We start from the raw sequence: 20,908 nt of genomic DNA, 5'->3' as shown, positions 1-20,908 counted from the left end.
GGCGGCTCGCGCTCCCGCCGCATCAGCGCTCTGCAACGGTGGCATCCTTGCGCAACTCGCGATGCAGCCAGTCGTCGAGCATGCGCTTTTCGTAGCGCAGGGGATCGGTGTTCAGGCCGAGCGAGCTATTGAGCAGATAGCTGCCGTCCAACAGCTTGCGCTCGCCCTGTTCCACGACTTGGCCATTGGCACCATACAGGGTGAAGGTCAAATTGATCCGGGGCGGGTAGATGTCGCGCATCACCCGGACATCGCTCCATTGCAGGCCGTGCCAGGGCTCGTAGTCGCCAGCGCGCTTGATGTCGGTCAGCTCGATGTCCAGGCGTTGCCCGGGCTGCAATTGCTTGCTTGCCTGCTTCTGCAGGTATGCGGCCAGATCGTGTACCCAGTCGCCGCGCTCGGCGTCCCAGCGGTTGCGGCTCTGGCGCAGTTCGCTGAAGGTGGCCGGGTCGGCCCAGCCGACATGCACCGGGCTGTCGCCGGCGATGCTGCGCGCGGCCTGCGGATCGGTGACGTTGCGGACCTCGGCGCAGGCCCCGCCCGCCCACAGGCAGGCGATAGCCAGCGCCATCCAGGCAGAACGGATCGTCATGGCGGATCTCCAAGCACGTGTCGATCAAGTGTGCGCGCGTGCCGCCATGTCTGCAATCGCGGTGACCGGTGCATGTAAAGGTAGTTTTCGCCTGTCTCATGCGGCAATTGGAGTCTGCGTCGTTGCCGCGACGACCGTATCGTTTTCGGGATTGAGCGTGACCGCCTGGATCCGTTCCCAGCTTCGCGTTGGGCCACTCCAACGCAAGGGATGGGCATGACGGGCCTGTTGATACAGTGCATGGCGTGCTTGCAGCAGGTCCAAGTCCTGGCCGGTATGGCGTTGTTGCTGACTCACATACCCGATGCCGCTGTGCCGATGCGCGTGGTTGTACCACTGCACGAAGCTGGCCGCCCATTGGCGCGCAGCCTCCAGGTCAGCAAAGCCCTTGTTCGCAAACTCAGGCGGGTACTTGGCGGTGCGGAACAACGATTCGACGAAGGCGTTATCGTCGCTCACACGCGGGCGCGAGTACGAGGGCTTGATGCCCAGCCAGTGCAGCATCGTCAGCGCGCTGGTGGCCTTGAGCGCGGCGCCATTGTCGCCGTGCAGCACGGGGCGTTGGTCTGGTGCCTTGAGCGCGATCTGCTCGGCCAAGGCGGTGCGCTGGACCAGTTGGGTGGCGTGGTCGGCGCCGTCGCGCTCATGGACCTCCCAGCCGATGATCTTGCGGCTGTACACGTCCATGATCAGGAACAGGTAATACCAGTGCCCTACCACGTCGGTGGGCAGATAGGTCATGTCCCAGCACCAGACCTGGCCCGGCGCGGTGGCGATGTGCGTGCTCGGCGCTCGGCTTGGACGTGGCTCGCCGTCGTCAACACCGCATCAAACCGCGCCGCCGCCGTCCACACGCCGGCTCGCGGTGGCTCGGCCAACGATTGGCTCAGCCAGCGTTCCAGCGTCGCTTCCGAGACTCCAATCTCCAGCGAAAGCGCATCCACCGACGTACTCTCTGGCGACAGCAACCGCGCCACCGCCTTGTCCTTGAACTGCTGTCCGTATCGTGCCACGTCAACCTCTCGTTATCGCCCCCGCTGTAAATCCTATCCGGGCGACAACTACGCTGACATGGGGGGCGTCGATGGCACGGCGGATTGTTCGCTGATTCATCTGTGCGCCGTCCGCACCCGTTTGGTGGCTGCGTAGTAGTTTTGTTAGCCGCTCTAAATGGTGTCCCCTGGCCCATATCCTGACAGGGCGGGGCGATGCGATCGTGTCTGGAAGCGTCGCGCTCAGTCCACTGTAAATATTTTGTGATACGAAACTCATTTCGTCGTTGCTTCATGGCGAACTACTACGAAGCCTGCCTAATAATGGCGAGTGTCTTGCATTAACAACCGGTCCCCCAACGGTTGGTCAGTGCATCGCATCCCCCGCCACATTATCAAGAGGCATCCTCATGTACACACATTCGACCATTCGGAATTTCCGCAAAGCCGCGATATGCACGGTGCTCGCACTGGCTGCAGGTGCTTCCACATCCGGTAGCGCACAAGTAAAAATCGTGTCTGCTATTACGAAAAATTATGACGTCGGGGCGAAATCACTGATGATACAAGTCACCGGTCATCATAGTAACACGCCGGGGTGTGTCCAGCTGGTTCCGCCGACAAATAATCAGCCCGGCTACGGCCGCGTTCCGATTCTATTAGTCGGTTCCACTTACGACGTGTATGCGATGCGAGATGATGCCTGTAATTCATATGTAATCGGATCATACGTGACTGGGTACAACGTGAATAGTACGCGCAATCTACTGATTACTATTTCGAAAGAATTATATGATGCAGGGACTTTAACGATCGAACCGTTGAAATAAACAATTAACAGCCGTTGATGTACGCGGCGGCCCACCGTGCTACGGGCCGTCGCGTTGCCGATGTCAGCGCTACCGCGCACAATCCATCCAGCGGCGCGCATGATGTTCGTATCTCAGTCAAGGCGTTGCACACGCGCTGCCATACGCCCGACCCGCATGCCACAGATGGATTGCCGAAGGTGCCGAAGCGTTCGTGCAGAGCGTGTCGCTGCGTCTGCTAAGGCAAGTGGCGCTTCTGGCCGGTTGCGGCCAAGGCTTGACGGCAGCCGGGCCGTTTCAACAAGATGGAGGTTCATCCTTGGTGTCCTGGCGTGCTGTCTGTGCTGGGGAGGCTGATCGCATCGCCCATTCGCCAACGCAGGCCGCGTCTAGAACAATTGCCGTCATGTATGCCAGTTCCGATTCTTCCTCGTCTCCACTCGCGCAGGCGAAGGATCTGCATTACCGCGAGATTTTCGACAAGATCGATTACGGCTTTTCGGTGGTCCAGGTGTTGTTCGATGGCCCGCGTGCGGTGGATTACGTGTTCCTGGAGGTCAATGCGGCGTTCGAACGCCGAACCGGCATGCACGACGTGGTCGGCCGACGCATGCGCGAGTTGTCGCCGGCTCATGAGGAGCTCTGGTTCCAGCGTTACGGCGAAGTTGCGCTGAGCGGCCGTTCGGCCAAGTTCGAGAGCTTTGCCGCCGAGCAGGGCCGTTGGTGGGCGGTGGATGCGTTTCGTATCGGCGCGCCAGAGCTGTGCCAAATCGCCGTGCAGTTTCTCGACATCACCGAGCGCAAACGGGTGGAGCGCGATCTTGCCGAAAGCGAGGCGCGCTTCAGCGCGCTCGCCGAGGGCTTGCCCATGCCGGTGTGGGTGCTGGATGTCAGCGGTGAATTGCGCTTCACCAATACCGCCTACGCGGAATTCTTCGGCATCGATATGCAGGCCGACGATGCACGTCCGAGTTGGAGCGATGTGCTGCATCCTGAGGATGCAGGCGTGTTCGCTTTCGAATTGCGGAATGCGTTGTGCGATCAACGCAACCTGCGTGCGCTGGTGCGTGCGCGCCGCCATGACGGCCAATGGCGCTGGGTCGAAATGACCGCAGTGCCGCGTTACTCCGCCGAGGGTCAGTTCATCGGTCTGGCCGGCAGCAGTCCGGACGTCACCGAACGCCGCGATATCGAACTGGCGCGTGAGCAACTGCTGGAATCCGAGCGTACTGCGCGTAACGCTGCCGAGAGCATGGCACGGCTGAAAGACGAATTTCTGGCCACCTTGTCGCACGAGCTACGTACGCCGCTGACCACCATCCTCGGCTGGAGCGACCTGCTGTTGCAGCGATTGCTGCCGGACGATCCGAGCAGCAAGGGGTTGTCGGTCATTGCCAGTAGCGCGCGTGCGCAGCAGCGGTTGATCTCGGACATGCTCGATCTCAGCAGCATGCTGCTGGGCAAGGTGCAGTTGGAAGTAGAAGCGCTGGATCTGGCCGAGCAGGTGCGCGAGGCGATGCGCGCGCAGGAGCCTGTGGCCGATGGCAAGGATCAGGCATTGACCCTGCAGGCGCCATTGCAGCCGTGCATGGTGCTGGGCGACGCCACGCGTTTGCAGCAGGTGTTCTGGAACCTGTTGTCCAATGCGATCAAATTCACGCCTGCGCATGGGCGCATTGCCTTGACGATCGAGGTGGATGCAGACGGCGAGCACGTCAACATCGCGGTGCGCGATTCCGGCGATGGCATTCCTGCCGATTTCCTGCCGCATCTGTTCGGTCGGTTTCGCCAAGCCGACAGCACCACCACGCGCCTGCATGGCGGGCTGGGTCTTGGCTTGGCGATCGTGCAGCAATTGGTGGAGATGCACGGGGGACAGATCAGCGCGGCCAGCGAGGGTCGCGGTTGCGGCGCGGTGTTCACCGTGCGCCTGCCGTTGCACCGCGATGTATCGTGCAAGCGTCCGTTGCGCGAGGTGCGTGCGTTCGCGACGTCCGAGAAGGTGGTCGAGGCTTATGCGCTCAAGGGCATGCGTCTGCTGGCGGTGGAAGATCAGCCGGATATGCTCGATTACCTGCGGCGCTTGCTTGAAGCGCAGGGGGCGGAGGTCGTCGTGGCCGGTTCCGCCAGCGAAGCGCTGGAGGTGCTCGATGATGGTGGCCATACCGCCATCGACGTCTTGGTCACCGATATCGGCATGCCGGGCATGGACGGCTATGGCCTGATTCGCACCGTGCGCGAGATCATGTGCCTGGGTGCGGCCGAACTGCCGGCGGTGGCGGTGACCGCGCTGGCGCGCGACGACGATCGTCGCCGCGCGTTGCAGTCCGGGTTCCAGGAGCATCTGGCCAAGCCGTACAGCGTGGCGCAGTTGGTGTCGGCGGTGCGCTTCGCGCGACAAGCTTGAGTCGCGTCGCAGGCCGATGTGCGTCGCGGGTGCGATGATGGGCGCGTGTGCCCCAGGACGGTCTCGATTTTGCAGGGGATACAGGCTGCGCGGCGCAGGCGGCGGTGAAGGTGGTACTGCTCAGGAGCGCATTGACGACCTGGGCGATCCCGTCGATGCGGCATGAATTTTCTGGTTGCACGATCCGCACGGTGTGCCGATGGCCGTGGCGGTTCTGGTGCCGTGATCCCTGTGCTGCCGCTTCTTGACATGACTTTCACTTTTTCTGTGGCGGGGCTGTGCATCATCGTCGTCCGCCCGATTTCCTGGATCTCTACGACGCATGTCCATGTTTTCGTCGATTCGTGCCCGCTGGGTGGTGTGCTCCCTTGCGGTTGCCCTGCTCGCCGCTTGCGGCGACACCGCCAAATATTCCATCGAGGATGGCATGGGGCCGGATCCAGTATTGCCCGATCCGGTGAAGCAGATGATTCCCACTGTGAAGATCGCCGAGGTCAAGGGCTGGGTCGACGGTGCCATGCCGGTACCGGCCGCTGGCCTGGCGGTGCATGCATTCGCGCGCGATCTGGATCATCCACGCTGGCTGTATGTCCTGCCCAACGGCGATGTGTTGGTGGCCGAGACCGCGGCACCTCCAGCGCCGGATACGCAAGGCGGTGGCCTGCGCGACAAGATTCAGAGTGCGATGATGGCCAAGGCCGGTGCCGCGGTATCCAGTGCCAATCGCATTACCTTGCTGCGCGATGCCGACGGCGATGGCGTGGCCGAAGTGCGCACGCAGTTTCTGAAGGGCCTGTATTCCCCGTTCGGGATGGCCCTGGTCGGCGACCGCCTGTACGTTGCCAATGCCGATGCGCTCGTCAGCTTCCCCTACAATGATGGCGATACCCAAATCAGTGCTGCGCCCAGTTTCGTCGCCAACCTGCCCGGCGGTATCAATCACCACTGGACCAAGAGTCTGTTGGCCAGTCGCGATGGTAAGAAGCTCTACGTTGGCGTGGGTTCCAATAGCAACGTTGCCGAGAATGGCATGGAACAGGAGCTCAACCGCGCGGCGATCCTGGAAGTGGATGTGACCAGCGGCGCCACCCGGGTATTCGCCAGTGGCCTGCGTAATCCGGTGGGGTTGGCTTGGCAGCCCGGCACCGACACGCTGTGGACGGTGGTCAACGAGCGCGACGAACTCGGCAGCGATCTGGTCCCGGACTATATGACCTCGGTGCGCGAGGGTGGTTTTTACGGCTGGCCCTATAGCTATTACGGCCAGCATGTGGACGAGCGGGTGCAGCCGCAAAATCCGCAGTTGGTAGCGAGCGCGATCAAGCCAGACTATGCGCTTGGCGCACATACGGCGTCGCTGGGCCTGGTCTTTTACGAAGGTACGTTGTTGCCGCCGGCTTATCGTGGTGGCGCCTTCGTCGGCCAGCACGGCTCCTGGAATCGCGATCCGCCCTCCGGTTACAAGGTCATCTACGTCCCCTTTGTCGGTGGCAAGCCCATTGGCAAGCCGCAGGATGTGCTGACCGGTTTTCTCGACGTCGAAGGCCGCGCGCAAGGCCGCCCGGTGGGTGTGGCGGTGGACAAGCCGGGCGCGTTGCTGGTCGCCGACGATGTCGGCAACGTGGTCTGGCGGGTCACGCCGAAGATGGGCAGATAGGCATGAGCGGTTGCCGCACTCCCACGCGGAGTAACTAACAAAACGACTGCGTCGCCGCTGGACGGACGCTGACAGTGCTCGGAATTTTCATGTCCTCCGCGCTGCCCGCCACTGCCCGACAGCAACTCGCGACGTTTTGTGAGCCACTTTTAGAGCGCTCAATGCGCCACCAGCGCCGGTTCCACTCCGAAGCGGCGCGCATAGCCGCGTTCGTTGAACACGCGCTTGACCTCGGTGTCGTCCAGTCCTGGTGCGGCGTAAATGGCGTAGACCACTCGGCCGTCGTCGCGCTCTCCACGCTGGTGCAGACGATAGCGCAGGCGTTGACTGTCGGCGCTGTCCGGATAGTGCAACGGCGGTTGGTTGCCATCCAGTTCCACTTCGCTGTTGTCGACGACACCACCGATGAAGACTGCGCGCATGTTGCTTCTCCAAGCATTGGGTGCATCCCACACTAGGCGCGCACATGTTGCCGGCGCATCAAAGCGACGTTGGATTCGCGCAAAGTCCAGTCAACTGTCGCACTCCCGGTAGAATGGGCGTCCCACCCGAGTGCGATTCCAGATGCCGGCTGTGCAAGATGCTCCCCTCGACACGCTGTTCCTGCCGTTCGCCCAGGGCAGCCTGCGTTGGCCGGACGGCAAGGTGCTGTTCTTGCGCGCGCGCGAGGGTTGGGCGCTGCGCCAGCATGCGCAGGCGACGCAACTGGTCTGCGAACAGGATTACCGCCCATTTGCCACGGCTTTGCAGCAGGGTGGCTGGGAGGTTCGTGCGGAGCAGGTTGATAGCCACGACGATCCTGGCGGTTATGCGCTGGTGCTGGTGTTACCGCCACGCCAGCGCGAGGAGGCGCGGGCCCTGCTGGCACGTGCGTTGGCGCTGGCCGCGCCCGGTGGCGTGGTGGTCGCCTGCCAAGCGAATAATGAGGGCGCGCGCTCCGGCGAGGACGACCTGCGGCAATTGACTGGCCTCGGCGGCAAGCTGACCAAGCACCACTGCCGGGTGTATTGGACCGCGCCCCTGCACCAGACGCACGACGCCGCTTTGCAGCAGCGCTGGGCGGCCCTGGACGCGCCGCGGCCGATCCTCGACGGGCGCTTCCGTAGCCGTCCCGGTGTGTTCGCCTGGGACCGCATCGACCCGGCTTCGGCGCTCTTGGCCGCGCATTTGCCGGCGGACTTGCGCGGCCGTGCCGCCGATCTCGGTGCTGGCTACGGTTATCTGTCGGCCGAATTGCTGGCGCGCTGTCCACAGATCACGGCGTTGGATCTGTTCGAGGCCGATGCGCGCGCGTTGGCGTTGGCGCGCCACAACCTGGCACAGACTGCGGCCACGGTGGCGTTGGGTTTCCACTGGCACGATGTGACCGTGGGATTGCCTGCGCACTACGACGTCATCGTCAGCAATCCGCCGTTCCACGCGCCCGGGCGGATGGAACGACCGGACATCGGTCGCCGCTTTATCGCGGTGGCCGCGCAGGCGCTGGCGCCCGGCGGGCGCCTGTATCTGGTCGCCAACCGGCACCTGCCCTACGAGGCGGTGCTGGATGCCAGCTTCGGCGCGACCGAAGTGGTTGCCACCCGCGACGGTTTCAAGCTGATCTGTGCAGTGCGCAGTCGCATGACGGAACGTCGATGAAGCTGGTCAAACACCTGGCCAACCTGGGCTACGGCAGCCGCAAGCAAGTGGCGCTGATGTTCCGTGAGGGACGCATCACCGATGCCGATGGCGATGTCCTGTATGCCGACGATCAGGTCCCGCACGCGGCGATCCGGGTCGATGGCGAGGTGCTGGATCCGCCGCCGGGGCTGATCCTGGCGTTGCACAAGCCGGTCGGCTACACCTGTTCGACCAAGGACCCTGGACGTATCGTCTACGACTTGTTGCCATCGCGGTTTCGCCTGCGGTCGCCGCTGATGTCCACGGTCGGACGCCTGGACCGCGATACCAGCGGTCTGCTGTTGATGACCGACGACGGCGCCTTGCTGCATCGCATCGTTTCGCCGAAGTCGCGTCTGGCCAAGATCTACGAGGCGACCCTGGCCGAGGATCTGCGTGGCGATGAGGCCGCGCAGTTCGCCAGTGGCACGTTGTTGCTGGATGGCGAAACCACGCCCTTGTTGCCGGTGCAATTGGAGGTGCTGGGGCCGCGTCAGGTGCGCGTCGTCTTGCACGAGGGCCGTTACCACCAGGTGCGACGCATGTTCGCCGCGGTCGGCAACCATGTGCTCGCGCTGCACCGTAGCCGTATCGGTGGCCTGGCGTTGGACGCACTACCGGCCGGGCAGTGGCGTGCGCTGGAGCCAATGGAGCTGGCGCAGGTATTCGAGTAGCCGTCTGGATTGCGCAAAGTGCGCATGCCTTGCGCCGGGAACATCCTGGGTTCAGGAAAACCACGATGCGCGATGTGCGGTGACAGTGGCAGGGGTGACTGGGCAACCTGTCGCGATTGGTCCTGCTCCTACAATGGTCGATCCTTGCCGGAGGAAAACGCCCGGATCGGCGGCTTATCCGAATAATGTTTTCCAGCCGTCCACGCCCAGTGTCTCCAGCGTCTGCAGATTGCGTTCCACGATCACGTCCGCGTCCGGGAACGCGGCCACGGCACGTTCCACGCTGTCCTCGCGCAGCAGGTGCAGGGTGGGGAAGGGGGCGCGATTGGTGTAGTTGCCGATGTCGTCCGCTGCGGTGCCGGCGAATTGATAGTGCGGGTGGAAACTGGCGACTTGCAGGATGCCCAGCAGTTCCAGTGCGTCGACCGCCGCGTCGGCGTTGTCGAGGAAGTCGTTGTAGTCCAGGAAATCCTGCAGCACCTGCGGATGCACGATCAGCGTGGTGTCGATCTGTTCGGCTGGGGTATCGCGCAGCAGCAGCAGTTCCTCGGCCAATTCTTCGAGCAGGGCCTCGGGCGTGGTCGCATCGCTGAGCACGTAGCGCACTTGCTGCTTGACGTACACCGCCTTGGCGAACGGACACAGGTTCAGACCGATCACCGCGCGTTCCAGCCACTGGCGGGTCAGTGCGATGGGATCGGCGGTGTGGTGGGCGGGCGTGGGGTCCATGGCGGCGGCGACGTTGTGTAGAGCGCGGGCGGGCAAGTGTATGCCGGATGCGGGGTGTCCCGATGCGGCGGCTGGCACGGTGCGGGCAGCAGCGCGGCAACGACATCGGTAGGATAGACGTTCTTTTTTCGAGGAATCGCCATGCCGTCCTTCGACGTCGTTTCCGAAGTGGACAAGCACGAATTGACCAATGCGGTGGATCAGGCCAATCGGGAACTGGCCACGCGCTTCGACTTCAAGGGCGTGCAGGCCGCGTTCGAACTGGACGATCAGGTCATCGCCCAGTCCGCGCCCAGCGACTTCCAACTCAAGCAGATGACCGACATTTTGCGCGCGCGCCTGCTTGCTCGCGGCATCGACGTGCGCTGCCTGGAGTTTGGCGATGTGGAGACCAATCTGGCTGGCGCGCGGCAGAAAGTCACCGTCAAGCAAGGCATCGAGCAGAAGCTGGCCAAGAAGATCGTTGCCACGCTCAAGGAGGCCAAGCTCAAGGTGGAAGCCCAGATCAACGGCGAAAAACTGCGCGTCAGCGGCAAAAAGCGCGACGATCTACAGGATGCGATCGCCTTGCTGAAAAAGAGCGATTTCGAACTGCCGTTGCAGTTCGACAACTTCCGCGATTGATCCCAAGGCGGTGCGTGGACAACGCCGCATGCGCATAGGCATCCGGCGTCGATTGCGGCGATAATCCGCGCATGCCCCGTTCCCGTTCCAATGCTGTAGCTGCAGCGTGGATGATCGCTGCGGTCGCGTTTTTCTCGCTGATGGACGTGGCGATGAAGTTGCTCAGCGCGCATTATCCGGCGCTGCAGGTTGCAACGCTGCGCGGCGCCGCCTCGCTACCGTTCGTGTTGCTGTGGGTGCTGCTCAGCGCTGGGCCACGGGCGATCATGCCGGTGCGCTGGGGACTGCATCTGCTACGCGGTGTGCTTGGCATCGCGATGATTGCCTGCTTCGCCTGGGCGTTGCGCCACCTGTCGCTGTCCACCGCTTATACCATCTACTTCGTTTCGCCGCTGCTGGTGGCGGCGCTGTCGGTGCCGTTGCTTGGCGAACATGTCGGCCCGCGGCGCTGGGCCGCGATCGGCATCGGCTTGGTGGGCGTGTTGGTGGTGCTGCGGCCGGGTGTGGGAGGGCTGGTCTCGCTGCCAGGTCTGATGGTATTGCTGGCGGCCGGTGCCTATGCGGTGGCGACGATCCTGGTCAGCCTGCTGGCGCGCAGCGATACGCCACAATCGTTGGTGGTCTGGTTTTTATTGCTCATGGCATTAGGCGCTGGCGCGTTGGCGTTGCCGGGATGGACGCCGCTGCAACCGGCCGATGCGGGCTGGATCGCCCTGATGGGCTTGGCCGGGGCGCTGGGCCAAGTCGCGCTGACCCAGGCATTCCGCCGCGGCGACGCCTCCCTGATCGCGCCGCTGGAATACAGCGGCCTGCTGTGGGTGATCCCATGGGATTGGCTGCTGTGGCGCACGCTGCCCGATATCTGGACCTGGGTGGGCGGTGCGATCATCGTCGCCAGTGGCCTGTACCTGCTGCATCGCGAACGGGTACGCGCCGTACCCCATCCGCCGCCGCAGATGCACCCATGACCTAGTCGGTGCCGGCCACGCGATGCGGGGGTTAGAATCCGATGGAATAACACCCGCCATCCTGGCCTGATAGGCTTTGTCCCCCTTTGCTGATGGCACCGTGTGGTGATCCAGTTCGAGCGCTTGCACAAATCCTATCGCGTTGCCGGTCAGTCGGTCGTGGCGCTGCATCCGCTCGATCTGCGGATCGAGGCTGGCGAGGTGTTTGGCATCATCGGCCACTCCGGTGCCGGCAAATCCACCCTGATCCGGCTGATCAACCGGCTGGAGGAGCCCAGCGGTGGATGCTTGCGCATCGGGGGCGAGGACGTCACCGCGCTGGACCGTGCTGGGTTGCGTACGCTGCGCCAGCGCGTGGGCATGATCTTCCAGCACTTCAATCTGTTGTCCTCGCGCACGGTCGCCGGCAACGTCGCCTTCCCGCTGGAACTGGCAGGCACGCCGCGCGCGGACATCGACTTGCGGGTGGCCGAACTGCTGGCTCGGGTCGAATTGACCGAACACGCCGGGAAGTATCCGGCGCAATTGTCGGGCGGACAGAAGCAGCGCGTCGGCATCGCCCGCGCCCTGGCCACGCGGCCGCGCATCCTGCTGTGCGATGAGGCCACCAGTGCATTGGATCCGCAGACCACCGCCTCGGTGCTGGCGTTGCTGGCGCAGATCAACCGCGAGTTGGGCCTGACCATCGTGCTGATCACTCATGAAATGGAAGTGATCCGCCGGGTCTGCGATCGCGTGGCGGTGCTCGATGCCGGGCGTCTGGTGGAAATTGGAGCGGTGACCGATGTATTCCTGCATCCGCAGCATCCGACCACCCGCCGTTTCGTCTCCGAAGCCGAGCATGTGGACGAGAGCGAACTGCATCGCGACCTTGTCGCGGTGGCCGGGCGCGTCTTGCGGCTGACCTTCCTCGGTGCCGACACCTACGCGCCGCTGCTCGGGCATATCGCCCGCACCACCGCAGTAGACTACAACATCCTGTCCGGGCGCATCGATCGGATCAAGGACACCCCGTATGGCCAGCTCACCGTGGCCCTGGTCGGTGGCGACATCGACGCGGCGCAGGCCGCATTCGTCGCTGCCGGCGTGCATGTGGAGGAACTGCGCCGATGATTTGCTTCGCGATCGCTGCCGGCGGCTTATTCCGGCATCTCGATGCCGATAAATGGAACGAGATCGGCCGTGCCACGCTGGATACGCTAATGATGCTGGTTGGCGCGCTGCCGCTGACCTTGCTGATCGGCTTGCCGCTGGGCGTGCTGTTGTTTCTGGTCGGACCGCGCCAACTCCATCAGCGACCGTTGCTGTACGGCATGCTGGCGCTGGCGATCAATATGCTGCGTTCGGTCCCCTTCATCATCCTGATGATCGCGATGATTCCGCTGACCCTGTGGGCGATGGGCACTTCGTTGGGGGTGCGCGGTGCGATCCTGCCACTGGTGGTGGGCGCAGCACCGTTCTATGCGCGCTTGGTGGAGACGGCGTTGCGCGAAGTGGAGCGTGGCGTGGTCGAAGCCAGTCTTGCGATGGGCGCGACCACCTGGCAACTGGTGACGCGGGTGCTATTGCCGGAGGCGCGACCTGGCTTGATCGCCGGTGCCACCGTCACCACGATTGCGCTGATCGGTTTCACCGCGATGGGGGGCGCGATCGGTTCCGGTGGCCTTGGTGACCTGGCCTATCGCGATGGCTATCAACGCTCGCATGCCGACGTGGCGCTGGTCACGGTGTTGTTGCTGCTGGTATTGGTGCAGGCGTTGCAGATGCTCGGCGATCGTCTGGTTGCTCATTACAGCCGGCGCTGAGTGCAGTTGTCGCAGCGGCTTCAGCCGCGCATGCGTTTCATGCAATCCCCCGATTGCGGCGAAAACCGTTCTGACGCCGGGGGTGTTCCGTACGTTGCAGCCAGTCTGCTAGCGTGCGTTCATTGCGGTTGCTAGCCGCACTTCTTTCTCACGTTTTTGGATTCCTGCCATGACCAGACTCCCGTTTCGTCTCTTGCTCGCCGCAGCTGCCGTGCTTGCACTGGGTGCCTGCGCCAAGTCCGATTCCGCTGCCGACGTGTCGCACCTCAGCATTGCCGCCACGGCGGTGCCGCATGCCGAGATTCTGGAGGTGGTCAAGCCGATGCTGGAGCAGCAGGGTGTGATTTTGGACGTGCGCGTGTTCAACGATTACGTGCAGCCCAACGACCAGGTGGTGCAGAAGCAAATAGACGTGAACTACTTCCAGACCGAGCCGTATCTGCAAGCCTATAACCACGATCGCAAGAGCGATTTGGTCACCGTGGTCGGCGTGCATATCGAGCCATTCGGCGCCTATTCGCGTCGTTTCAAGTCGCTGGCCGAGTTACCGCAGGGCGCCGACGTGGTGATTCCCAACGATCCCAGCAACAACAGCCGTGCGTTGATCCTGCTGGACAAGGCCGGGGTCATTAAGCTCAAGGATCCGGGTAACGCGCTCTCGACTCAACGCGACATCGTGTCCAATCCCAAACAGTTGAAGTTTCGCGAACTGGATTCGGCGATGCTGCCACGGGTGCTGGAGCAGGTCGATCTGGCGTTGATCAACACCAACTACGCGCTCGATGCCGGGCTCAATCCGACCCGTGACGCGCTGGCGATCGAAAGCAAGGATTCGCCATACGTCAATTTCCTGGTCGCTCGGGCCGACAATAAGGACGATCCGCGCGTGCAGAAATTGGCCAAGGCGTTGACCAGTCCGGAGGTGAAAGCTTTCATCCTGCGCAAGTACCAGGGCGCGGTGCTGCCTGCATTCTGATGCGGGTGCTGGTGGTCAGGCAGTTGTGATCTTGTCTGTCGGCGTGTGGTGTCGCGACAAAAACAAACGGGCCCGTTCGGGCCCGTTTGCGTCTGCGATGCAACTCCGATGCTTAGAAGCGCGCACCGACACCGAAGCTGACCAACCACGGATCCAGCTTCAGCTCCTGACCGGTGCCGCTGCCGGCAACCTCCACTTCCGGACGCGAGCGCATGTAGCGGGCGTCGGCGCGGGCGAACCAGGTGGAGTTGATGTTCATGTCCACGCCGACGGTGCCGATCGCACCCTTGGCGGTGTCCAGACTCACGTGGTTGCCGGTGGCCGAGAGCGCATCGATCTTTTCGTGGCTGAAGTTGGACTGGTAGTAGCCGACGCCGACGAACGGACGGAACACGTTGTCCGCCGCACCGAAGTGGTACTGGCCGCTCAGCGCCACCGGCTGCTGCTTGACGTTACCGACCTTGCCGACGGCATCGGTGCGGACGCGGTGGCTGAACTTGTCTGGCGCGCCCCACAGTTCGACCGCCCAGTTGTCGTTGATCAGCCAGCTGGCGCTGATGGTCGGCGCCGGGCCGCCGTCAACGTGCAAGCCATTGGCAGGCTTGGAGTGCGGATCCAGCAGGGTTGCACTGCCGACGACGGAAAAGTGCTTGCCGGATGCGGTGTCGTCATCCTGCGCGAATGCGGCAGGCGCAAACGCAAGGGCGGAAAGCACAGCCAAGCTCAAAATTTGAATGGACCGCATGGGAATCTCCTCATTTTTCTTGTTGGCCACGGGAAGTGGGCGGGGACACCGTATCGATGGAAAGATGAATCCTCGCCGACCCTGGTCGGGCGAGTGCGGATGACGTTCAGGCACGTCCCTGCGACGCCCCAAATAACGAGGTTTTAAGACTTATGAGTGTTCAATTATGTGAAGTTGATGTGAAGGTTTTGCCATTATTGCAGGGCTTGCCTGCGCAGATCCGCGACGATTGTCGGGTGCTCGTGCTTGGCTCGATGCCTGGTGCGGCTTCCTTGCAACAGGCGCGCTACTACGCGCATCCGCGCAATCGGTTCTGGCCCCTGATGGCGGCGCTGTGCGGTTTCGATCCGGCCCTGGACGACGTGCAGCGCCTGCGCGCGCTGCACCTGGCTGGCATTGGTCTGTGGGACGTGATCGGTCAATGCCAGCGCCATGGCAGCCTGGACGCGGCGATCGTGCGCGGCAGCGAAGTACCCAACCCTTTGCCTCAGCGCATCGCGCAGTTGCGTCAGTTACGTGCGATTGCCTGCAACGGAGCTGCCGCAGCGCAGGCGTTCGCCCGTTTCGTGCACCCGCAGTTGTTGCCACGCGATCCACCGTTGCACCTGTTGAGATTGCCGTCCACCAGCCCGGCCAATGCGGGTTTTGCCCTGCCGCGCTTGCTGCAAGCGTGGATGCCGCTGCAGTCGTGGCTGATGTTGCCGCCGGCGTCGCGCTGAACATCAGCGCCGCGCGCGCAACCACAGCGTCTGTGCCAGCAGTGCCGCCGCCAGTGCCAGTGCCGCCCAGGCCGCGCTGTAAGCCCCGTCCAGGGGGCTGCCGATCTGCTTGACGTAGACCGCCGCCAGCGCCCACAGCGCGGCGGCGGCGTAGACCGGGTTGCCGCGCATCGCACGGTTCATGCTCAGTAGCAGTGCGGCGGCCAGTGCGAGCAACACCAGGTTCCACGGCAACATGTGCGTGGTCGACAGCCAGCGGTAAGCCACAATCACCTGCGCGGTGTTCAGGAAAACTGCCAGCGAGAGCCAGCCCGCATGTAGCGACAGTGGCAGCCACGCCCACGTCGTCTGCCTGGGTTCGGCAGCTCGCGTACGCGACAGCCGCAGCGCCGCCAGCGCGAGGCTGCCCAGCGCGGCCCAGATCACGGCCAGTGCCAGCAGGAAATGCTGTTGCGAAAACACCGGCATCCAGGCCGCAGTGAGCGCGAATCCCAGCGCCGCCGGCCATCGCACCCGTGCCAGGGTGCCGTCGCGTCGCGGTGTCAGTTGCCACAGGCCGAAGCCCACGTCGAGCAGGAAGATCAGGCCCCAGATCGCGAAGGCGTAGCCGGCGGCGACGATCAGAGTGGGGTAGCCGTCCGAGATCGCGCCGTTGCTCGGGCCGAACGTGCCACGTTGCGAAAACCAGGCGACCAAGGGCATCGCCAGCGACATCAACAACACTAGGACCCGCATGACCATCCTCACAAGAACCTGAGGGGATGCTAGAGATGCCCTTGTGAAGGCAGTGCGCCGTCGCGCGCTGCGCATCGGCGCAACATGCGCCAGCGTACAGTCCATTGTCGACGTTGTTTGCGTCGCTCCGCAGGCGTGCCATGATGGTTTTTGCTCCGGCAATGGTTGGCGCTGCGGCTGCATGCGGCCACAATAGGGGTTTCTACTCATCAAAGTTGCCGGAGTTCCCCGCATGGCCGAAATCAAGGAAGCACGTGTCCCCGATATCGGTGACTACAGCGACGTCCCGGTAATCGAAGTGCTGGTGGCGGTCGGCGACACGGTGAAAAAGGATCAGAGCCTGGTCACCCTGGAGTCGGACAAGGCAACCATGGAAGTGCCCTCGCCGTTTGCTGGCGTGGTCAAAGAGGTCAAGGTCAAGGTGGGCGACAGTCTGTCCGAGGGCAAGCTCGTGGCGCTGATCGAGGTGGCCGCAGCGGGCGCTTCCAGCGCGCCTGCGGCCCCGGCCGCCGCCAAGGCGCCGCCCGCGCCGGCCAAGCAGGACGTCGCCCCGGCTGCTCCCATCAAGCAGGAGACGGCCACGCCAGCACCGGCCGCAGCGGGCGGGGTGGTCGAGGCGCGGGTGCCGGACATCGGCGACTACAGCGATGTGCCGGTGATCGAGGTGCTGGTGGCCGTCGGTGACACGGTGAAGAAGGACCAGAGTCTGGTCACCCTGGAGTCGGACAAGGCGACGATGGAAGTGCCCTCGCCGTTCGCCGGTGTCGTCAAGGAGCTTAAGGTCAAGGTGGGCGACAGCCTGTCTCAAGGCAAGGTGGTGGCGCTGATCGAAGTGGCCGCCGCCGCTGCGCCGGGCGCTGGCGCGGTGCAGCCCAGCGCTCAAGCTGCTGGCGGTGCGACGGTGCCGGCAGCGGGCTCGCAGGCTCGGCGGGAGGACGCGCAGGCTCCGGTCAGGGCCGCTGCGCCGGCCGCGACGCAGAGCAGCCCACCAGTGGAATTCAATGCCGACAGCGTGCTGCCGCAAAAAGTGCCCTATGCCAGTCCGGCGGTGCGGGTGTTCGCGCGTGAGCTGGGAGTGGATCTGTCCCTGGTCAGTGGTTCCGAGCAGGGCGGCCGCATCAGCAAGGACGATGTGCAGCGCTACGTCAAGGCGGCGCTGTCCGGCGCTGTCCCGGTCGGTGCCGGGGCGGCGGCCGGCGGCAACGGCCTGAACCTGCTGCCGTGGCCGAAGGTGGACTTCGCCAAATTCGGCGAAGTCGAGGTCAAGCCGTTGTCGCGGATCAAGAAGATCTCTGGTGCCAATCTTGCGCGCAACTGGGCGATGATTCCGCACGTGACCCAGTTCGAGCAGGCCGACATCACCGATCTGGAAGCGCTGCGCGTGTTGCTGAACAAGGAGAACGAGAAGGCTGGCATCAAGTTGACCATGCTCGCCTTCCTGCTCAAGGCCAGTGCTGCGGCGCTGAGACAGTTCCCTGATTTCAACGCTTCGCTGGACGCCAGTGGAGAGAACCTGACCCTGAAAAAATACGTCCACATCGGTTTTGCCGCCGATACCCCGAACGGATTGGTGGTGCCGGTGATCCGCGACGTGGACAAGAAGGGCGTGGTCGAATTGGCACGCGAGAGCGGCGAGCTGGCCAAGAAGGCCCGCGATGGCAAGCTCGGCCCGGCCGAGATGAGCGGCGGCTGTTTCTCGATCAGCTCGCTCGGTGGCATTGGCGGCACCGCGTTCACTCCGATCGTCAATGCGCCGGAAGTGGCGATCCTGGGCGTGTCCAAATCGTCGATTCAACCGGTCTGGAACGGCAAGGAATTCGCGCCGAAATTGCTGCTGCCGCTGTCGCTGAGCTACGACCACCGGGTCATCGACGGTGCCGCGGCCGCACGCTTCACCACGTATCTGAGCCAGGTGCTGGCGGACATGCGTCGCGTGCTGCTGTAACGCTAGCTGCGCCGGCGCCGCGCTTGCCGCGGCGTCCGCTCCCCCTTACCTGCGTGCGCCGCGCTCAAGCGCGGTGCGTGCCGACGAACTGAAAATGCCCATCGCTGTGCCGGTGGGTCACAGGAGAAGCTGCATGGCGGTCATTGAGGTCAAAGTCCCGGATATCGGCGATTACCACGACGTTCCGGTCATCGAGGTGCTGGTCGCCGTCGGCGATGTGGTGAAAAAGGATCAGAGCCTGGTGACACTGGAGTCGGACAAGGCCACGTTGGAGGTGCCGTCCCCGGCGTCTGGCGTGATCAAAGAATTGAAGGTCAAGCTCGGTGACACCTTGTCCGAAGGGTCAGTGATCGCGCTATTGGAAGCCGAGCAGGCCAGTGCCGCGTCGTCGGTAGCCACGCCCGCCGGCAAAACCGAGGCGCCTGCCAGCACGCCGCCACTGGCGTCTTCGCAGCGTGCCCCGGCCGAGCCGTCGGCGCCAGCGATGTCCAGCGGCAAGCCTGCCGATATCACTTGCAAAATGGTGGTGCTCGGCGCCGGCCCTGGTGGCTACACCGCCGCGTTCCGGGCCGCCGACCTGGGGTTGGACACGGTGCTGGTCGAGCGCTATTCCAGCCTCGGCGGGGTCTGCCTCAATGTCGGTTGTATCCCCTCCAAGGCGCTGCTGCACGCGGCGGCGGTGATCGATGAGGTTGCGCATGCCGGCGAGTTCGGTGTGAATTTCGGCGCGCCCAAGATCACCCTCGATCGGTTGCGCGGGTACAAGGAAAAAGTGGTCGGCAAGTTGACCGGCGGCCTGGCTGGCATGGCCAAACAGCGCAAGGTCCGCACTGTCACCGGCGTGGCCAGTTTCGTCTCGCCCAATGAGCTGGAGATCGTCGGTAGCGACGGCAAGACCCAGTTGCTGCGCTTCGAGTATTGCGTCGTCGCCGCCGGTTCGCAGGCGGTGAAGCTGCCGAACTTCCCGTGGGACGACAAGCGGGTCATGGATTCCACCGACGCACTGGAATTGCAGGAGATCCCCAAGACCCTGCTGGTGGTCGGCGGCGGCATCATTGGTCTGGAAATGGCCACGGTGTACAGCGCATTGGGCAGCAAGGTTAGCGTGGTCGAGTTCATGGACCAACTGATGCCGGGTGCCGACAAGGACCTGGTCAAGCCGCTGGCCGACCGGCTGAAGCAGCAGGGGGTGGAGATCCACCTCGGGACCAAGGCGGCGACGGTGAGGGCCGAGAAGAAAGGCATCACGGTGACGTTCGAGGCCGCTGCGGCGGGGGCGGCGCCAGCATTGGCCGCGACCACCTACGACCGGGTGCTGGTCGCGGTGGGGCGCGCGCCCAACGGCAAGAAGATCGGTGCTGACAAGGCCGGCATCCATGTCACCGAGCGCGGTTTCATCCCGGTCGATCGGCAAATGCGCACCAACGTGCCGCATATCTTCGCCATCGGCGACATCGTCGGGAACCCGATGCTGGCGCACAAGGCCACTCATGAAGGCAAGCTGGCCGCCGAAGTGGCCGCTGGCGAAAAGAAGGAGTGGGTGGCGCGGGTGATCCCATCGGTGGCCTATACCAATCCGGAGGTCGCCTGGGTCGGGGTTACCGAGACCGAAGCCAAGGCCAAGGCGCTGAAGGTGGGCGTGGCCAAGTTCCCGTGGGCGGCCAGTGGCCGCGCTATCGGCATCGGCCGCACCGAAGGCTTCACCAAGCTGATCTTCGACGAGCAGACGCACCGGGTCATTGGCGGCGCCATCGTGGGCGTGCATGCCGGTGACTTGCTGGCCGAAATTTGCCTGGCGATCGAGATGGGAGCTGAGGGCGAGGATATCGGCCACACCATCCATGCGCATCCGACCCTGAGCGAGTCGGTCGGGATGGCGGCGGAGATCTACGATGGCACGATTACCGATTTGTACATCCCGAAGAAGAAATAGCAACCAGGCCGCGCCGCTTCCTGCTCGCGCTGAAGCGGCGCATGGAGACATCGGCAGGTCGCGCGCTGCGCAAGAAAGCTGCGTCGGCATGAGAAGGCGGCACCATCGGCCGACAGGCAACATGCAGCGAAGGGTGAGTTGGTTGTCTAACTCCTTCAGGTCGGTCGGTTGTCGTGGTGCCGCGATAAGTGCTCGCCATTCGCAGGAGTATGTGGCCGCGCTTGCCGCGCAGAGGATAAGCACAAGGGCAGGAAAAAGAGCCCCGGGGCGACCGGGGCTCCGTGGGTCTGCGCGCTGGTGACGACGAGGATGAGCGCAGTCCCTATGTCATAGACAGCAGGTGCGATCAAACGTTCCCTGCAGATTCTTGTTGCGTTGCGACAATCCGGGGCCGATACCGCACGTTCTGCGTGTTATGGTGCTCCACCCCGCCCGTGGCTGATGTCGGGGGCGGTAAAGGGCCGATGGCGGTTGTCTGGCAAATTGTCCCATTGCTATAATTCTGCGTCTCGATGGACGCCAAAACGTCCTCAATCCACCACCAACTGCAGGTTTTTCCGTGCTGAACTCCGTTGATGCGAGTCGGCGGCTGATGCTGCGCGCAGCGATTTACCCATTGGTGGCGGTGGTTGTGGTGTCCCTGGCGTTTTCGTGCCTGGGGATGAAATACGCCATCGGTGCCGCTGTGACCGGGCTGGCGACTGTGGCAGGGGGGTGGTTGGCGGCACGCACGGCGCTCGGTGGCGGTGTGCAGGCAGCGGGTTCGGCGATGGCGCGGTTGATCGTGGCCATGGTGTTCAAATGGGTGTTGGTGTTCGCGGTACTGGCGCTGGGTTTTGCCTGGTGGCGGTTGCCTCCTATGGCCCTGTTGGCGGGTATCGCCGTCGGGTTGATGTTCCAGGTTCTGGCTTTGGCCAGGCGTTGATCGAATCGAAAAAA

General features: G+C 63.6%; 19 protein-coding genes and 1 pseudogene. 13 read left to right on the top strand and 7 right to left on the bottom strand.

Annotated elements, in window-relative coordinates:
- Positions 1-22 precede the first annotated feature (22 nt).
- From XaFJ1_RS14330 to XaFJ1_RS16585, 3 genes and pseudogenes are all read right to left on the bottom strand, one after another.
- Entirely contained in the window at positions 23-592 is a 570-nt protein-coding gene (locus XaFJ1_RS14330) for a DUF3016 domain-containing protein (RefSeq protein WP_012917403.1), read from the bottom strand.
- Positions 593-688: 96 nt separating this feature from the next.
- Positions 689-1,399: pseudogene (locus XaFJ1_RS14325) on the bottom strand (transposase); the annotation flags it as partial.
- Entirely contained in the window at positions 1,330-1,605 is a 276-nt protein-coding gene (locus tag XaFJ1_RS16585) for a transposase (RefSeq protein ID WP_012917401.1), read from the bottom strand. The pseudogene XaFJ1_RS14325 and the gene XaFJ1_RS16585, both read right to left, overlap by 70 nt.
- Positions 1,606-2,799: 1,194 nt before the next feature.
- On the opposite strand from XaFJ1_RS16585, the gene XaFJ1_RS14315 reads away from it, so the two are divergent.
- Together XaFJ1_RS14315 and XaFJ1_RS14310 are read left to right on the top strand one after the other, a co-directional pair.
- Positions 2,800-4,800, top strand: coding sequence for a hybrid sensor histidine kinase/response regulator (locus XaFJ1_RS14315; RefSeq protein ID WP_012917399.1), 2,001 nt, complete (start codon positions 2,800-2,802; stop codon positions 4,798-4,800).
- Between the two features lie 322 nt (positions 4,801-5,122).
- Positions 5,123-6,457, top strand: a complete 1,335-nt coding sequence (locus XaFJ1_RS14310; RefSeq protein WP_012917398.1) for a PQQ-dependent sugar dehydrogenase — start codon at positions 5,123-5,125, stop codon at positions 6,455-6,457.
- A gap of 158 nt (positions 6,458-6,615) precedes the next feature.
- Here the strand turns inward: XaFJ1_RS14310 and XaFJ1_RS14305 are convergent, their stop codons facing one another.
- On the bottom strand, positions 6,616-6,879 hold the full coding sequence (locus XaFJ1_RS14305; RefSeq protein ID WP_012917397.1) for a hypothetical protein: 264 nt from the start codon (positions 6,877-6,879) through the stop codon (positions 6,616-6,618).
- A 142-nt stretch (positions 6,880-7,021) separates the two neighbouring features.
- Here XaFJ1_RS14305 and XaFJ1_RS14300 point away from each other — a divergent pair, with 142 nt between their 5' ends.
- Together XaFJ1_RS14300 and XaFJ1_RS14295 are read left to right on the top strand one after the other, a co-directional pair.
- The gene (locus XaFJ1_RS14300) at positions 7,022-8,095 is read left to right on the top strand and encodes a class I SAM-dependent methyltransferase (protein ID WP_012917396.1); all 1,074 of its coding nucleotides are present in this window, start codon (positions 7,022-7,024) and stop codon (positions 8,093-8,095) included.
- A complete protein-coding gene (locus tag XaFJ1_RS14295) occupies positions 8,092-8,790 on the top strand; it encodes a pseudouridine synthase (protein ID WP_012917395.1) in 699 nt (232 codons plus the stop codon). Before XaFJ1_RS14300 ends, XaFJ1_RS14295 begins: the two co-directional genes overlap by 4 nt.
- Before the next feature lie 174 nt (positions 8,791-8,964).
- On the opposite strand, the gene XaFJ1_RS14290 is transcribed toward XaFJ1_RS14295, so the two are convergent.
- The gene (locus tag XaFJ1_RS14290) at positions 8,965-9,519 is read right to left on the bottom strand and encodes a DUF1415 domain-containing protein (RefSeq protein ID WP_012917394.1); all 555 of its coding nucleotides are present in this window, start codon (positions 9,517-9,519) and stop codon (positions 8,965-8,967) included.
- 141 nt (positions 9,520-9,660) lie between these two features.
- Between XaFJ1_RS14290 and XaFJ1_RS14285 the strand changes: the two genes are divergently transcribed.
- The 5 genes from XaFJ1_RS14285 (at position 9,661) to XaFJ1_RS14265 (ending at position 13,892) form a co-directional block, all read left to right on the top strand.
- Complete coding sequence (locus XaFJ1_RS14285) at positions 9,661-10,143, top strand: YajQ family cyclic di-GMP-binding protein (RefSeq protein WP_012917393.1); 483 nt, start codon at positions 9,661-9,663, stop codon at positions 10,141-10,143.
- Between the two features lie 71 nt (positions 10,144-10,214).
- Positions 10,215-11,111, top strand: a complete 897-nt coding sequence (locus XaFJ1_RS14280) for a DMT family transporter (RefSeq protein ID WP_012917392.1) — start codon at positions 10,215-10,217, stop codon at positions 11,109-11,111.
- 105 nt (positions 11,112-11,216) lie between these two features.
- Positions 11,217-12,224 carry a methionine ABC transporter ATP-binding protein gene (locus XaFJ1_RS14275; protein ID WP_045757416.1) on the top strand — a complete coding sequence of 336 codons (1,008 nt, stop codon included), beginning with the start codon at positions 11,217-11,219 and terminating at the stop codon, positions 12,222-12,224.
- The gene (locus XaFJ1_RS14270) at positions 12,221-12,916 is read left to right on the top strand and encodes a methionine ABC transporter permease (RefSeq protein WP_012917390.1); all 696 of its coding nucleotides are present in this window, start codon (positions 12,221-12,223) and stop codon (positions 12,914-12,916) included. Before XaFJ1_RS14275 ends, XaFJ1_RS14270 begins: the two co-directional genes overlap by 4 nt.
- Positions 12,917-13,085: 169 nt before the next feature.
- The gene (locus XaFJ1_RS14265; protein WP_012917389.1) at positions 13,086-13,892 is read left to right on the top strand and encodes a MetQ/NlpA family ABC transporter substrate-binding protein; all 807 of its coding nucleotides are present in this window, start codon (positions 13,086-13,088) and stop codon (positions 13,890-13,892) included.
- Positions 13,893-14,004: 112 nt separating this feature from the next.
- Here the strand turns inward: XaFJ1_RS14265 and XaFJ1_RS14260 are convergent, their stop codons facing one another.
- The gene (locus XaFJ1_RS14260; protein ID WP_012917388.1) at positions 14,005-14,637 is read right to left on the bottom strand and encodes an OmpW/AlkL family protein; all 633 of its coding nucleotides are present in this window, start codon (positions 14,635-14,637) and stop codon (positions 14,005-14,007) included.
- Between the two features lie 152 nt (positions 14,638-14,789).
- Here XaFJ1_RS14260 and XaFJ1_RS14255 point away from each other — a divergent pair, with 152 nt between their 5' ends.
- The gene (locus tag XaFJ1_RS14255; protein ID WP_045757043.1) at positions 14,790-15,356 is read left to right on the top strand and encodes a DNA-deoxyinosine glycosylase; all 567 of its coding nucleotides are present in this window, start codon (positions 14,790-14,792) and stop codon (positions 15,354-15,356) included.
- A 3-nt stretch (positions 15,357-15,359) separates the two neighbouring features.
- Here XaFJ1_RS14255 and XaFJ1_RS14250 read toward each other — a convergent pair whose 3' ends face one another.
- A complete protein-coding gene (locus XaFJ1_RS14250; protein ID WP_045757415.1) occupies positions 15,360-16,091 on the bottom strand; it encodes a hypothetical protein in 732 nt (243 codons plus the stop codon).
- Between the two features lie 232 nt (positions 16,092-16,323).
- On the opposite strand from XaFJ1_RS14250, the gene aceF reads away from it, so the two are divergent.
- The 3 genes from aceF (at position 16,324) to XaFJ1_RS14235 (ending at position 20,894) form a co-directional block, all read left to right on the top strand.
- Positions 16,324-18,036, top strand: coding sequence for a dihydrolipoyllysine-residue acetyltransferase (gene aceF, locus XaFJ1_RS14245; RefSeq protein ID WP_012917385.1), 1,713 nt, complete (start codon positions 16,324-16,326; stop codon positions 18,034-18,036).
- A 133-nt stretch (positions 18,037-18,169) separates the two neighbouring features.
- On the top strand, positions 18,170-19,969 hold the full coding sequence (gene lpdA / locus XaFJ1_RS14240; RefSeq protein WP_012917384.1) for a dihydrolipoyl dehydrogenase: 1,800 nt from the start codon (positions 18,170-18,172) through the stop codon (positions 19,967-19,969).
- Positions 19,970-20,528: 559 nt separating this feature from the next.
- The gene (locus XaFJ1_RS14235; RefSeq protein WP_012917383.1) at positions 20,529-20,894 is read left to right on the top strand and encodes a hypothetical protein; all 366 of its coding nucleotides are present in this window, start codon (positions 20,529-20,531) and stop codon (positions 20,892-20,894) included.
- Positions 20,895-20,908 lie beyond the last annotated feature (14 nt).

Origin of the sequence: Xanthomonas albilineans, from assembly GCF_009931595.1 — a bacterium.
GTDB lineage: Bacteria > Pseudomonadota > Gammaproteobacteria > Xanthomonadales > Xanthomonadaceae > Xanthomonas_A > Xanthomonas_A albilineans.
This window is presented reverse-complemented; position numbering and strand designations above follow the sequence as displayed.